Genomic DNA, 15,272 nt, shown 5'->3' on the forward strand with positions numbered 1-15,272 from the left:
GCTCGAGACACAATGTACTACATTTTGTTGTGCAGAATGTGGGTTGAAAAATCTGTGAGAATTGATAAGCTGGTTTTAGTCTTTATTCCTCATTCCTCGCTAGTTTGTTGATGACTAAAGTCCTCACTACGAACTTTCTAGTTTGTTGAGCACTAAAGTCCTCACTACGAACTTTCTAGTTTGTTGAGCACTAAAGTCCTCACTACGAATTTGCTAGTTTGTTGATGACTAAAGTCCTCACTACGAACTTTCTAGTTTGTTGATGACTAAAGTCCTCACTACGAATTTGCTAGTTTGTTGATGACTAAAGTCCTCACTACGAACTTTCTAGTTTGTTGAGCACTAAAGTCCTCACTACGAACTTTCTANAGTTTGTTGAGCACTAAAGTCCTCACTACGAATTTGCTAGTTTGTTGAGCACTAAAGTCCTCACTACGAACTCGCTAGTTTGTTGAGCACTAAAGTCCTCACTACGAATTTGATTTTAACTACGAGTTGCTTCTAAAATACGCGAGAAGTAAAAGCGAGTGCTAGTCATTCCTTGACGTTGAATAGAAAAGCCGTTATCTTGCAGAATTTTGAGAATATTTGCTTCACGATGTTGATAAGCGCGAGTCGTTTTAGAAGGTCCGGGAAAAAATTCGCCGATTTTTTTGAGTATAGTTAAAGCAAAAGTTTTCGGTGCGAAACTAAGTATTAAACGAGATTCTGCCATACTTGCTAAATGAGAAATCATTTCGGCGGCTTTGTCTTCGGGATAGTGAATTAAAACATCCAAACAAATAACTGTATGGTAGTTACCGCTAAGAGATTCTAAATCTTGTACTGCAAAGGTAAGATTACTGGTATTTTCTAACTTTTCGGCGGCTTTTTCTTTGGCTTCACCAACCATTTTCTCGGAAATGTCGCTAGCGAAAACTTTTGCACCAGCTTCAGCGAGGGGAATGCTGAGACTACCTACACCACAACCTGCGTCACAGATGGAAATTTCCGCTAGGTTTTCGTCTTCTTTGAGCCAGATTACCACAGTGTCAATAGTTTGTTGGTGTCCGATGCGAATGTCTTGTTGAACTTTGTTAACTTCGCCGTTACCATAGATTCTACGCCAGCGATCGAATCCGGTGGCGTTGAAGTATTCTTTAACTAAGGTTTTATCGTCGGTTGCGTTCATAAATTTCGATCTGTAATTTCTAATTTGGCTTATTAGTAACTCGATTGCTTATTATCGCTTGTTTTGTTGATTGTCTCGCATTTAGATCAGTTACCAGTTATCAGTGAACAGTTATCAGTGACCAGTTAACAGTTTATCGTCCTTGTTTCCCAGTCCCCAATCCCCAGTCCCCAATCCCCAGTCACTAATCCCTACAAACGTTCCCAAGTTAGTTTGGAGCTTGTTTGGTTAAAATGCCAGCGTAGCAGTGTGGCTGGTTTTCGGGGGCTGATTCCGGTTAAACCGATCGCGTTTCGAGGTGATTCGGTTGCGATCGCGATCGCTTCTCTGATTCCACAAATTCCCCACTCGACTAAGTTGGTTACTCCGACTAACAAGGGTAAGGTTGTTCCTGCTAAGGTACCATCTTCTAGTCTCGCTGTGCCGTTTTTGACTGTGATTTCGCGGTTATCCCACGGATACACTCCCTCTGGTAATCCTATCGGTGCGAGGGCATCGCTGACTAGAAAAAGCCTTTGTTCGTAGTTTGCTGCTTGTAGTAAAATTTGCAGCATGGTGGGGCAAATGTGCTGTCCGTCGGCGATGAAACCACATTTAACTTGGGGATTTACTAAAGCCGCACCGAGCAATCCTGGTTGGCGATGGTGTAAACTGGGCATGGCGTTGAAGGCGTGAGTTACCATCGTTGCGCCTTGCTGAAAGGCTTGCTGGGCTTGAGTTTCGCTGGCGAGAGAATGACCTAAACTTACGGTAATCCCTAAAGATTTTAAGTAGGAAATTACTTTTCCTGTGGGTTCTAATTCTGGCGCGAGGGTGATTACTTTGACAATTTCAGCGTAATCTCCGAGAATTCGCTTGACATTTTCTTGATTTAATGGTAATAAATACTCGGCTGGATGTGCGCCGCGTTTTTCTGAGTTGAGAAAAGGTCCTTCGAGGTGTACTCCGAGGATTTGGGCGTATTCTGGGGATGTCTTGCTGGTAAACTCGCTAATGATGGAGAGCGATCGCTGGATCTTGGCGACAGATGTGGTAACTATGGTGGGTAAGAAAGCGTCTACTCCTTGTTGCCATAAAAATTGGCAAATTTTGTCTAGTAAGGGTAAATGCTGCTTTTCTAACTCAGGAAAGGCTAATCCTAAACCGCCGTTAATCTGTAAATCTACACCACCAAGGGAAATCCAGTCACCAGCAACGTCTAAAATTGGGCGAGATCTGTTAATTGGGGGAGAATCTGACATTGGCGCGATCGAGGCAATTTTACCATCCCGCAGCGAAATTAATTGTAAGTCTGGCGAAATGGGCAGCTTAGCGTTGATAATCTCGATATTATCTTTCATTTGGCGACAAAAACCTCTATTCTACAGCTAAATTATTCTTTATCCGATCGCAAATCTTATGAGCGACAAACAACCTTTAATTGGTATTATCATGGGCAGCGACTCAGATTTGCCCACTATGCAAGCGGCGATCGCTGTCTGCGAAGATTTTGCTGTGGAATGCGAAGTAGCCATTGTGTCCGCGCACCGTACTCCCGAACGTATGGTAGAATACGCCCAAACTGCCCACACACGAGGGCTTAGAGTAATTATCGCTGGTGCTGGTGGCGCGGCACACCTTCCCGGCATGGTAGCATCTTTAACACCATTACCCGTAATTGGCGTACCTGTGGCTACTCGTCACCTTCAAGGTATTGACTCCCTTTATTCGATCGTCCAAATGCCGAGAGGAATACCCGTCGCTACCGTAGCGATCGGTAATGCTCAAAATGCTGGTTTGCTTGCCGTGCAAATTCTCGCTTCTAGTAATCCAGAATTACTGGAAAAAGTTCAGCAATATCGTCAAAGTTTATCTCAATCTGTGTTGGATAAACAAACTAAACTCGAAGAGCTTGGCTATCAAAAATACCTCAGCCAAATGTCCTCATCAAAATAGGAACAAAATTAGAGCGACAAAGAACTTTTATGCTTGTTGTTTTGACTGAGATACAGCTATTTTTTTCTTCAGAACGATGGCGAGATTTTTATTCTGAAAGGATAAATTTAACTTACCGATCTTGGCAAGAAAAATTAATAAAAATTCACAAATTAGCCAGAATTAAATTAATACCTGTTTGCAATCAGTTATCTAGTTGATTAACTTGGCGGAAAACTAACGATAAACGTCGCTCGACATAACTCGATAACGGTTGTAAGACAGGCAAACTTAGCTTAGTAGGCGTAATTTAAATTTTGCAATCATCGAAAAAATGTATTGTTTGATACAGAAAAATTCACCAAGAAAATACAGAATTTGAAGATTTCAATTACACGACAGTAACTATGGCAAAAAAAAGACAGTCCCTTGACGGTTTTGCCAGTTATCTGTAATTTTTTTATACACAAGAGTGTAAGATGGCAGATAAAACTCGGCAATTGATTTGGGAGCGAGTAAAGAAACCAAATTACCGAAACAAAATTGAGTTGAGCGAAAATCAACCAAAGACTGTCATAATTGCTCCTAGTTAGCGAAGAGCTAAGTAAAAGGTTATTAACGAAAACCGTGCTGTAATTTTCGATTTTTCTGTAAAGTTAAGTGATGATGTCTAAAACAAAACTCAAACAAGAAAAGTCGCACTTCCCAAATAGACGAGTAGAGTCTCAGACAAAAACCCGTTATTTGTGGGATGCGCCGATCTTCGAGCCAATAAGAGCGATCGCCGGGAGATTTTCTTTTTACTGGCTAGCTTGTATTCCCCTCACAGCATTGATTGTCGTGATTTGGAATGCAGCAGCAGTAGCCCAAGGCTTCGATCCACCAGAAGATGTAGCAGAACTCAAAGTAGTTCTCGACTCAATCTTTCTGTTAGTAGCATCGGTACTGGTAATCTTCATGAATGCCGGATTCGGAATGCTGGAAACAGGATTTTGTCGGCAGAAAAACGCCGTGAACATTTTGGCAAAAAACCTAATTGTGTTTGCGATCGCCACAATCGCGTACTGGGCGATCGGTTTTGCCTTAATGTACGGCGAAGGAAACACCTTTATGGGTTTAAATGGCTTCTTCTTTAGCGGCGATGCTGCCGCTTACGGAGACGCAGAATATCCCGAAGCAGTACCGATCGCGATTTCCTTCCTCTTCCAAGTCGCTTTCGCCGCCACCGCAGCAACCATTGTCTCCGGTGCAGTCGCCGAAAGAATCAAATTCGATGCCTTTTTAATCTTCAGCTTTTTGTTAGTTGCCATTTCCTACCCCATTACCGGACGTTGGCTGTGGGACGGAGAATGGCTTTCAGGAATCTTTGGAGTTGGTTTTATTGACTTTGCCGGATCGACAATCGTTCACTCAGTAGGTGGTTGGGCAGCCTTAATGGGAGCAGCTTTTCTCGGACCCCGTCTCGGCAAATATAGCGACGGTAGAATCAACGCCATTCCCGGTCATAACATGAGTATTGCCACCCTAGGCTGTCTCATCCTCTGGATTGGCTGGTTTGGCTTCAACCCAGGTTCCGAATTAGCTGCAACCGCGAACGTACCTTATATTGCCTTAACCACAAACTTAGCAGCCGCAGCAGGTGGCGTAACCTCAACCATTACTTCTTGGGTAAAAGACGGCAAGCCAGACTTATCGATGATTATCAACGGTATTTTGGCAGGATTAGTCGCCATTACCGCCGGATGTGCTTCCGTCGGCTACTTCTCAGCAATTATCATTGGTGGGATTGGTGGGGTACTCGTAGTTTTCTCTGTCTCCTTCTTTGACAGCATCCACATTGACGATCCCGTCGGTGCAACCTCAGTTCACTTAGTTAACGGCGTTTGGGGAACCTTGGCTGTTGGTTTATTTGCCACCGAAGGCGGTCTTTTATTTGGCGGCGGTATTACTCAGTTATTAGCCCAAATCATTGGTATTCTCGTCATTGGTGGGTTCACTGTCTTATTTAGCACCATCGTCTGGTTAGCTTTAAAAGCAACTCTGGGTATTCGTGTTAGTGCCGAAGAAGAAATTCACGGCTTAGATATCGGCGAACACGGAATGGAAGCCTACGCTGGCTTTGTCAAAGAATCTGACGTTTTGACTGGTGGTATGGGTGCTGGCATTAGTGGCGTTAGTGAAATGCCTCATAGTTCAGAAGTCTCATAGTTGAATTGCGATCGCCCTCAAACAACAAATAACTGGCAAAATTTGCCGGAAAATCAACCCGCTTAGTAACAAAGAATGCTTGCATCCTGAGTTGAAGGCGGGTATTTTTTGTTAAAAAGGTGTTGGAGCTTGCTTTGTGCGTATTACCTTGAAACGTTATCCTCGTTGGGCAGTTTGGTCTTTAGCTACTAACGGATTGTTAATCCTGGCGATCGCGTTTGTCGTAGTGCGTCAGCAAATTTGGTCAAAGCGATCTTGGGCAAGTTCCTCGCTTCCCTCGGTTAAATTAGAAATGCCGACTGCGATTCCCAGCCCCGAATTAGGCGAGCGACACCAACTTAATTATCAGCAATGGGTAGCACTCTTGGCAACCGAAGCCGAAGTAGCAGCCAAAAATCAACCGGAAAATCTCCATATTCTTCTCGGTGACTCAATTAGTTTGTGGTTTCCGCCAGAATTGTTACCCGAAAACAAAACTTGGCTCAATCAAGGAATTTCGGGGGAAACCTCTCTAGGATTGCTCAGACGCTTGGAATTAATCGACAAAACTGAACCAGAATTCATTTTTGTGATGATTGGGATCAACGACTTACTCAAGGGAATACCAGATCATACAGTCGTCGCCAATCAGCGCCTAATCGTGCGTTATTTGCAGCGCGTCCATCCCGAAGCCAAAATAATTATCCAGTCAGTTTTACCTCACAGTGCCGAAAAAGCCACCTGGGAAGGAAAAGATCGTCTGTTAGAGATTCCCAACGATCGCATCCAAAAAATCAACCACCGTCTCGAAGCGATCGCACGAGAGCAAAATATTATTTATCTTGACCTCTACTCGCTCTTTGCCGACACTCAAGGTAATCTAAGAACAGAGTTGAGTACCGATGGTTTACATCTCAACCACGAAGGTTACAAACTCTGGCGTACTGCTCTTTTAGTAACAACTCAGTTATCACGTAGCCGCATTTACCAGTTATCAGTAGAGATTGGAGACAAGGAAGAGGGGGAGACAAGGAGGACAAGGAGGACAAGCAAGATAAACTGATAACTGGTAACTGATAACTGGTAACCGATAACTGGTAACCGATAACTGGTAACTGTTCACTGATAACTGGTAACTGATAACTGATAACTGGTAACTGGTAACTGATAACTGGTAACTGATAACTGGTAACTGATAACTGGTAACTGATAACTGAACCCAATCACCAATCACCAACTATCAAATAGCAAATAGTAACTAACAAAAAACATGGATACAAAAGCTTTCAAACGTTCCTTACACGAATCTAAAAATTATCATCGCCGAGGATTCGGTCATCAAGCCGAAATCACTAACCTTTTAAATACAGAATATCAAAGTAATCTTATTCAAGAAATTCGCAATAATAACTACCGACTGCAAAAAGGAAATGTCACCATTCGTCTAGCAGAAGCCTTTGGCTTTTGTTGGGGTGTAGAGCGTGCAGTCGCAATGGCTTACGAAACTCGCAAGCATTTCCCTAACGAACGAATTTGGATTACTAACGAAGTGATTCATAATCCTTCGGTAAATCAACGTTTGCGGGACATGAACGTTCAGTTTATACCTGTAGAAAACGGCGAAAAAAACTTTTCTGTAGTAGATTCGGCTGATGTAGTAATTTTACCTGCCTTTGGTGCTAGCGTCAGCGAAATGCAACTGCTGAACGATAAAGGCTGTACAATTGTTGATACAACTTGTCCTTGGGTTTCTAAAGTTTGGAATTCTGTAGAAAAGCATAAAAAACGCAATTACACTTCAATTATTCACGGCAAATACAAACATGAAGAAACAGTCGCTACGAGTTCATTTGCTGATAAATACCTGGTGGTACTGAATTTAGAACAAGGAAATTATGTTGCTAATTACATTCTTAACGGCGGATCTCGCGAAGAATTTCTAGCAAAATTTGCTCAAGCTTATTCGCCCGGATTCGACCCAGATAAGGATTTGGAGCGAATTGGCATTGCTAACCAAACAACCATGCTCAAGAGCGAAACAGAACAGATTGGTAAGTTATTTGAACGTACCATGCTGAAAAAGTATGGTCCCACAGCACTCAACGAACATTATTTAAGCTTTAATACCATTTGTGACGCTACCCAAGAACGTCAAGATGCGATGTTAAATTTAGTTGAAGAAGACCTTGATTTGATGGTAGTAATTGGTGGTTTCAATTCTTCCAATACAACTCATTTACAAGAAATTGCGATTGAAAGAGGTATTCCTTCGTATCATATTGATAGCGGCGATCGCATCGGTCCGGGAAACAAAATCGAACACAAACCTTTAGGTAAAGACATTGAAGTGCAAGAAAATTGGCTACCCGACGGTGAAATTACGATCGGTGTCACATCCGGTGCATCAACTCCAGATCGGATTGTCGAGGAGGCGATCGCTAAAATTCTAGCATTAAAAATGGCTCTGGTTTAATGGCGATCGGGGATTGGGGACTGGGGACTGGGTTCAGTTATCAGTGAACAGTTACCAGTTATCAGTTACCAGTGAACAGTTACCAGTTATCAGTTTATCTTGCTTGTCCTCCTTGTCCTCCCTTGTCTCCCCCCTCTTCCTTGTCTCCAATCTCTACTGATAACTTATAAATGCGGCTACGTGATAAATGCGGCTACGTGATAACTGATAACCCCCTCCTCCCCATCCATCTCCCAAGTCTTCCTTGGGGTAGACGTAAAGAAAATTGAGACTTGTAAAGCTGTATGCAGAAAGATTTATTACAGAGCAATGAAGGGATCTCGAACTCCTAGAGTAGTAATTATTGGGGCTGGTTTTGCGGGTTTAAAAGCAACTCAATTGCTCGGAAATTCGGCATTAGAGATCTCCTTAATCGATCGCCACAACTACCATAGCTTCATTCCTTTACTATATCAGGTAGCAACAGCACAACTATCACCAGAGCAAATAGCATATCCAATTCGTCAAGCTTTGCGAAAACTTACAAACGTACGTTTCATAGTTGCCGAAGTCAAGCGAATTGATTTCACCGAGCGAGTCGTGCAAACTGAAGATAGCGCGATCGCCTACGATTATCTAATTATTGCCACCGGAAGTCAAGCAAAATATTTAGGGGTACCAGGTGCAGCCGATTACACTTTCGGAATTAGAACCTTACCACAAGCTATTCAGTTACGAACTCGTATTATTACCTGTTTTGAACAAGCACAGCAAGAGCAAGATCCGACGACAAAACAACATTTACTTACTTTTATTATCGTCGGTGGCGGAACTACGGGCGTAGAATTAGCCGGAGGAATAAGCGAACTAATTCGCGATACGCTGGTTTTTTCTTATCCCCAAATCAATCCAGAACAAGTGCGGATAATCTTAATTCAGTCTGGAAATTGTCTGCTTCCAAAATTTCCTAAACGACTTGCTAAACGCGCCGAAATTTATTTACGCAAAATTGGCGTTAAAGTACATTTAAATACCAAAGTTAGCGCAGTTAGACCTAACATAGTTCATTTAGAAGACGACACAGAAATTGAAGCAGGAACGATAATTTGGACAGCAGGAATAGAAGCAGCTAAACCTAAAACTAGCGCCGATCTCAAAATAGCCGCAAAAGAGAAAATTGTTGTTCTTTCTACTCTCCAATTACCAGAATATCCAGAAGTTTATGCTGTGGGTGATGTGGCTTATTTCGAGCAAAACGATCGACCGCTTATCGGTGTAGCCCAAGTTGCACTCCAACAAGGAACAGCCGCCGCCGAAAATATTCAGTTACAATTACAAGAAATGCCAGCTAAACCTTTTATTTACAATCATAAAGGTAGAGCAGCAATTATTGCTCGTAATGCTGGAGTTGCTAAAACGAATAAATGCAACCTAACTGGTCTTTGGGGTTGGTTATTGTGGTCGCTCGTACACTTATATTATCTTCCTGGTAAGCGGAATAAAATAGAAGTTCTCTTGAATTGGATTTTTGATTATTTTCGTCTTCCTCGCCGCTATTGTCAAATTTTGCCTTTAGAAAATGAGGAAATATCTTTAGATTCGGAATTTGATGCTGAAACAAAAAAATGGTAATTTAAGATGAAATATCTTCCTTTAATTGCACGAGTTTTTATTGCTTTGATTTTCTTTTACGCTGGAATAAAAAATTTACTTGGCTTTGCAAGTATGGTTGGAGTTTTATCTGAAAAAGGTATTTTTTACCGGAATTAATGTTATTCGCTAGTATAGTTTTCCAAGTTCTTGGTGCTGTTTTGTTAGTCGTGGGTTATAAAGCTCGTTGGGGAGGAATTTTATTAATTGTGTTTTTGATTCCTACTACCTTGATTTTTCATAACTTTTGGGTTAATCCAGAAGAGACAATTGCTTTTTTCAAGAATTTAGCTTTAATTGGAGCCTTATTACAAGTTTATTATTATGGTGCGGGACCTGTAAGTTTAGAGCGAAAAAGTTTGTAGGTATGTAGAGAAGTTTACGGTCTTTAGTAAACAGGAGATTGGTGACTGGGAATTGGGGGAATTGAAAGACAAGGGGGATAAACTGCTAGCTAATTGAACTGGTACTGATAACTGGTCACTGATAACAGAACCAAGTCGCCAATCCCCATTTCCGAAAATTGAGGCTATATTGTAGTTGACCTTGTTAATTTATACAACTGTAGAATTTCGGAAAAATTAAAAGTAAAATTATGGAATCACTCGCCTACTTACATTTAGCTGAAGCCTACGAAGACCCAAACCTGGAAACTCTCGAAATTGTCTTGTTTAAAGGTTGGGATTGGCAGAAAATTAACTCTCGGTCGATTCAGATTGTCTCGTTATTGCTAGCTATTTCTTTAATCAGTCTTACTAACGCTGCTTCAGCGTTACAAAGAGGCGATCGCGGTTCAGAGGTTACTAGACTGCAAAATGCTCTCAAACAAATCGGTTTATTCCCGACCAGTGTTAGATCTACCGGATACTACGGAGAGATTACGGAAAAGGCAGTTAGAGATTTTCAACAAGCTATTGGACTTATCCCAGTAGATGGAATCGCTGGACCGCAAACCTTAAGCGCACTTTATGATTATGGTTATGGCTTTCCGACACAGCCTTCGCTTCCAACTACTCCTCAATATATAGAATTAAGACCGGGCAGTCAGGGTTCGGAAGTGATTAAGTTGCAAGAAGCTTTGCGAGAGCAAGGTTATTATCCTCGCTTTCCGAATGGTAGTTATGACTATCTCACGGAGGAGGCTGTAAGAAACTATCAAAGTGGTATTAATTTAACTCCTACGGGGATCGCCGATCGCTATACTTTAGCTTTACTCTACGGTAATGAGAGTGAGTCTGCGTCAGCACCGATTCGAGAAGTTGTAGTTAATTCCGATGTTTCCACAGTACCAAGATTTCCTTACCCGGTTGCTTCTATCGAACAACCGCCTGTTTTCTCATCTTTACCTAATGACTCTAGTCTAATTACATCATCACCCTACTGTCGTCGTGTAGAAACGATTAGCGGACGTAGGTTAAATCGGCGATCGCAACCTACAACTGCTAGTGCGATAATTGGCAAAATACCTAATGGTTCTATCGTCGAAATTGCTAACCTTGGTAGCAATGGCTGGGTTCCTCTGCGAGATGGTGGTTATGTTTCCGCAGATTATCTGAAACAATGTTTGTAGAAGCGGTCGAACACAGCCGAAACTGAGTTAAAAATTAGTCGCGATCGCTAAGTGAAATTACGCTTAAATAGTTGTAGCGATCGCGGGAGAGCAAACTTATGGAAACACTAGCTTATCTACATCTGGCTGAAGCTTACGAAGATTCTGCCAAAACTTGGTTGACCGGGCTGAACTGGCAGAAAATTGGTTCTGGTTGGATTAAATTGTTAGCGGCAATTCTAGCTGTCTCAATTTTGAGTGTGACTAGTAAGGTAATGGCTTTGCAAAGAGGATCTCAGTCAGTTTCGGTGGTGCAACTGCAAAATACTCTCAAAGTACAAGGCTTTTTTCCCGCTAATGTCCCTTCTACAGGCTACTACGGTGCGACAACCGAAACCGCAGTCAGAAACTATCAACAAGCCGCCGGGCTTGCTGTAGACGGCATTGCTGGGGCGAGAACTCTCGAAAAACTCTACGGTAGAACAACCGCCCCAGTCCAAACAAGCAACTGTCGCCTCCGAGGTTATAAAAGCGATCGAAGCCGCGATCGCCCTCAACTTAACTTCAAAACACCCGAAAAATGGCATCTCAGCCAATGGTACTGAAATTAGTTGCAAATAATCATAAAAATTGAGGTTAAATAAATATAACTCAAGATAATCAATATAAATTGGAAACAATATATTTAGGAGCTAACAGTGGAAGCATTTGCCTATCTTCAAATTGCACAAGCTTATGAAAGCAAAATCTATCACGATCGCGAACTGACCTTACTTGATGGACTTGACTGGCGCACTATTCGTTCTGGTTGGTATCTGACAATTTCGGTTTTCCTAGCTCTCTCTACTCTTAGCATTGCTAAAAGTGCAATGGCACTGCAAAGAGGCGATCGCGGACCTTCGGTAGTTGAATTGCAAAATAGCCTTAAACTCCAAGGTGTCTTTCCTCCAGATTTAGAGTCTACAGGTTACTATGGTCCAACAACCGAAGATGCAGTAGCCACTTATCAACGCCTCAATAGTATCCCCGCAGATGGCGTTGCTGGTTTGCTAACTCTGGAAACTCTCTATGGTTACAGACGACCAGATCCGATTATTGAACCAGAAGAAAACTACTGCCGTCGCGTAGCTACTAAAGGTGCGAGGCTGAATATTCGCTCGCAACCGACTACAAATTCCAGGATTATTGGTAAACTACCTCAAGGAACTCAGATTGTAATTGAAAATCGGGGTAGTTATGGTTGGGTTCCTCTTTCTAATGGTGGTTATGTCTCTTCAGCATATCTCGGCTATTGCCTGGAGTAATGGGGATTGGGGATTGGTGATTGGGAAGAGGGGGAAGACAAGGAGGAATTAAACTATCAACTGTTAACTGGTCACTGATTCTCCTCTTCCCCAAAAATAAATCTCTTGACAAATTTATATTTATGTGCTAAGAAAAAGTTTACAGCGAAAGAGAACCGAGTAGCAAATCAGAACGAAAATTCTTTCAACGCAGATGAAAAAGTAAAACATCTGCGTTTATCCGTGTTTATCTGTGGTTCCTACTCTTGAAACTAGCTGTCAGACAAAACAAAATGTAACAATACTAAATAGTAGAACTAGATTTTTTAGATTAGAAAATTATGAGTTACTCTCCCCAATATCTTAGCGGTAGTGAAATTCGGCAAAAATTTCTCGAATTTTACTCAGAACGACAGCATAAAATCTTACCTAGCGCTTCGTTAGTACCTGACGATCCCACAGTCCTATTAACGATCGCCGGAATGTTACCATTTAAGCCCATTTTCCTCGGACAAAAAAAAGCAGAATGCGATCGCGCGACAACTTCCCAAAAGTGTATCCGCACTAATGATATCGAAAATGTGGGACGGACAGCGCGACATCATACATTTTTCGAGATGTTGGGTAATTTTAGCTTTGGAGATTATTTTAAAGAACAGGCGATCGCTTGGGCTTGGGAACTCTCAACTAAAGTTTTTGGGCTACCCCCGGAACGTTTAATTCCCAGTGTCTATGAAGAAGATGACGAAGCATTTGCAATTTGGCGAGATCAAATCGGCATTCCCGAACATCGCATTCAACGCATGGGAGAAGAAGATAACTTTTGGAATGCAGGTTCTACAGGTCCTTGCGGTCCTTGTTCGGAAATTTATTATGATTTTCATCCCGAAAAAGGAGACAAAAACATCGATCTCGAAGATGACACCAGATTTATCGAATTTTATAACCTGGTGTTCATGCAATATAATCGCGATGCCGAAGGTAATTTAACTCCGCTAAAAAATAAGAATATTGACACCGGAATGGGTTTAGAAAGGATGGCGCAAATTTTGCAAGCCGTCCCCAATAATTATGAAACAGATTTAATTTTCCCTCTACTCAAATCCGCAGCCGAACTTGCTGAAATTAACTACCAAAAAGCGGACGAGAAAACCAAAGTATCCTTAAAAGTAATTGGGGATCATATTCGGGCGGTAGTCCACATGATTGCCGACGGAATTAGCGCCTCAAATACTGGTCGTGGCTACATTTTGCGGCGTTTAATTCGTCGCGTAGTTCGTCACGGGCGCTTAATTGGGATTGAAGGAAAGTTTACCACTAAATTAGCAGAAGTTGCGATCGTGCTTTCAGAAACAGCTTATCCGAATGTTCGCGAACGAGAAGCTTATATCCAAACGGAACTAAAACGCGAGGAAACAGCTTTCTTGAAAACTCTGGAACGCGGTGAAAAGTTACTTGCAGAGGTAATCGCGAAAACTGCCAATCAATCGGAAAAAATAATTCCGGGAGAAGATGCTTTTGATTTATATGCTACCTATGGTTTTCCTCTGGAATTAACCGAAGAAATCGCTGCCGAACAAGGTTTTGAAGTTGACCTTGATGGCTTTGAACAAAAGATGAAAGAACATCAAGGTTTAGGAAATAAAGACCGCGAAACTATTGATTTAACCGCCCAAGATATTTTGACGGAATTAGCAGCAGAAAGTAAAGCAACTGCGTTTTTAGGTTACACTGATTTAACTACCCAAGCCCAAATTATGGGATTAGTAGTTAATAGCGAACAAGTAGAAACGGCGACGGCTGGTGAAGAAGTTCAAATAATCTTAGATGAAACCCCTTTCTATGCAGAATCAGGGGGACAAATTGGCGATCGCGGTTATCTTTCTGGTGAGAATATTTTAGTTAGGATCGAAGATGTCCAAAAACAAGCTAATATTTTTGTTCATCACGGTCACATCGAACGGGGTACGATACATTTAGGCGATCCCGTTACAGCCCAAATCGATCGCGCTTGTCGTCGTCGCGCCCAAGCTAATCATACCGCAACTCATTTACTACAAGCGGCGCTGAAATTAATTATCGATCCCGGAATTTCTCAAGCTGGTTCTTTAGTGGCTTTTGACCGCTTACGCTTTGATTTTAACTGTCCTCGCGCCTTAACACCAGAGGAAGTTCAGCAAGTCGAAGAACAAGTAAATACTTGGATTGCAGAAGCCCACGATGCGGATGTGAATATTATGCCCTTAGAAGAAGCAAAAGCCAAGGGCGCGATCGCGATGTTTGGGGAAAAATACGCTGACGAAGTACGAGTGATTGATTTTCCTGGGGTTTCGATGGAACTTTGCGGTGGTACTCATGTCAAGAATACAGCCGAAATAGGCGTATTTAAGATTATCTCCGAAACGGGAATTTCTTCCGGTGTTCGTCGCATCGAAGCCGTAGCTGGACCGGCAGTGTTAGACTATCTCAAAGTAAGGGAAAATGTTGTCCGCTACCTCAGCGAACAATTTAAAGTTAAACCAGAAGAAGTTTGCGATCGCGTCAACGCTATCCAAAGCGAGTTAAAAGACACCCAGAAGCAACTCGCAGCAGTCAAAGAAGAATTGGCGATCGCGAAATCTGACCAATTATTATCGCAAACAGAAACCGTCGGCAACTTCCAAATTTTAGTCGCCGAAATGGAAAACGCCGAACCCAATGCTTTAAAAACTGCCGCCGAACGTTTACAGCAAAAATTAGGCGAAGCCGCCGTAATTTTAGGTTCAATCCCTAGCGAAGATAAAGTTAGTTTAGTCGCTGCTTTTAGCCCGAAAATCAACAAAGAAAAGCAACTTCAGGCTGGAAAATTTATCGGCGGCATTGCCAAAATTTGCGGCGGAGGAGGCGGCGGACGACCGAATCTCGCCCAAGCTGGCGGACGCGATCCCAGTAAATTAAAAGAAGCTTTAGCTACTGCTAAACAGCAATTAATTGAAGGGTTGCAATAAGGTTTTTTAGGTGGGAATTTACCCACCTTTTTTGATATTATTTTCTCAGTGAGGAACAGAAAAATTGCTGACAAATTAA

13 protein-coding genes are annotated in these 15,272 nt (G+C 42.2%); 11 read left to right on the forward strand and 2 right to left on the reverse strand.

Annotated elements, in window-relative coordinates; translation table 11 throughout:
• Window positions 1-484: 484 nt before the first annotated feature.
• Together bchM and nagA are read right to left on the reverse strand one after the other, a co-directional pair.
• Window positions 485-1,171: a magnesium protoporphyrin IX methyltransferase gene (gene bchM / locus G3T18_RS12195; RefSeq protein WP_224410831.1), complete on the reverse strand. Its 687-nt coding sequence runs from the start codon at window positions 1,169-1,171 to the stop codon at window positions 485-487.
• A gap of 191 nt (window positions 1,172-1,362) precedes the next feature.
• Complete coding sequence (gene nagA, locus G3T18_RS12200; RefSeq protein ID WP_224410832.1) at window positions 1,363-2,511, reverse strand: N-acetylglucosamine-6-phosphate deacetylase; 1,149 nt, start codon at window positions 2,509-2,511, stop codon at window positions 1,363-1,365.
• 58 nt (window positions 2,512-2,569) lie between these two features.
• On the opposite strand from nagA, the gene purE reads away from it, so the two are divergent.
• The 11 genes from purE to alaS all read left to right on the forward strand — a co-directional run bounded on the left by purE (window position 2,570) and on the right by alaS (window position 15,193).
• Window positions 2,570-3,106 (forward strand): 5-(carboxyamino)imidazole ribonucleotide mutase, encoded by a 537-nt coding sequence (gene purE / locus G3T18_RS12205; protein WP_224410833.1) that lies wholly within the window; start codon window positions 2,570-2,572, stop codon window positions 3,104-3,106.
• 642 nt (window positions 3,107-3,748) lie between these two features.
• Window positions 3,749-5,293, forward strand: a complete 1,545-nt coding sequence (locus G3T18_RS12210; RefSeq protein ID WP_224410834.1) for an ammonium transporter — start codon at window positions 3,749-3,751, stop codon at window positions 5,291-5,293.
• A gap of 136 nt (window positions 5,294-5,429) precedes the next feature.
• Window positions 5,430-6,335: an SGNH/GDSL hydrolase family protein gene (locus tag G3T18_RS12215; protein WP_224410835.1), complete on the forward strand. Its 906-nt coding sequence runs from the start codon at window positions 5,430-5,432 to the stop codon at window positions 6,333-6,335.
• Between the two features lie 207 nt (window positions 6,336-6,542).
• Window positions 6,543-7,745, forward strand: coding sequence for a 4-hydroxy-3-methylbut-2-enyl diphosphate reductase (locus G3T18_RS12220; RefSeq protein ID WP_224410836.1), 1,203 nt, complete (start codon window positions 6,543-6,545; stop codon window positions 7,743-7,745).
• Window positions 7,746-8,054: 309 nt separating this feature from the next.
• Entirely contained in the window at window positions 8,055-9,356 is a 1,302-nt protein-coding gene (locus tag G3T18_RS12225) for an NAD(P)/FAD-dependent oxidoreductase (protein WP_224410837.1), read from the forward strand.
• 6 nt (window positions 9,357-9,362) lie between these two features.
• Window positions 9,363-9,494: a hypothetical protein gene (locus G3T18_RS25555; protein ID WP_263480388.1), complete on the forward strand. Its 132-nt coding sequence runs from the start codon at window positions 9,363-9,365 to the stop codon at window positions 9,492-9,494.
• Window positions 9,494-9,739 (forward strand): DoxX family protein, encoded by a 246-nt coding sequence (locus tag G3T18_RS12230; protein WP_224410838.1) that lies wholly within the window; start codon window positions 9,494-9,496, stop codon window positions 9,737-9,739. Before G3T18_RS25555 ends, G3T18_RS12230 begins: the two co-directional genes overlap by 1 nt.
• 230 nt (window positions 9,740-9,969) lie before the next feature.
• Window positions 9,970-10,944, forward strand: a complete 975-nt coding sequence (locus G3T18_RS12235; protein WP_224410839.1) for a peptidoglycan-binding protein — start codon at window positions 9,970-9,972, stop codon at window positions 10,942-10,944.
• 98 nt (window positions 10,945-11,042) lie between these two features.
• A complete protein-coding gene (locus tag G3T18_RS12240; protein WP_224410840.1) occupies window positions 11,043-11,528 on the forward strand; it encodes a peptidoglycan-binding domain-containing protein in 486 nt (161 codons plus the stop codon).
• Window positions 11,529-11,621: 93 nt separating this feature from the next.
• Entirely contained in the window at window positions 11,622-12,227 is a 606-nt protein-coding gene (locus G3T18_RS12245) for a peptidoglycan-binding protein (RefSeq protein ID WP_224410841.1), read from the forward strand.
• A gap of 320 nt (window positions 12,228-12,547) precedes the next feature.
• Window positions 12,548-15,193: an alanine--tRNA ligase gene (alaS, locus tag G3T18_RS12250; RefSeq protein ID WP_224410842.1), complete on the forward strand. Its 2,646-nt coding sequence runs from the start codon at window positions 12,548-12,550 to the stop codon at window positions 15,191-15,193.
• Window positions 15,194-15,272 lie beyond the last annotated feature (79 nt).

The organism is Oscillatoria salina IIICB1, assembly GCF_020144665.1.
GTDB lineage: Bacteria > Cyanobacteriota > Cyanobacteriia > Cyanobacteriales > SIO1D9 > IIICB1.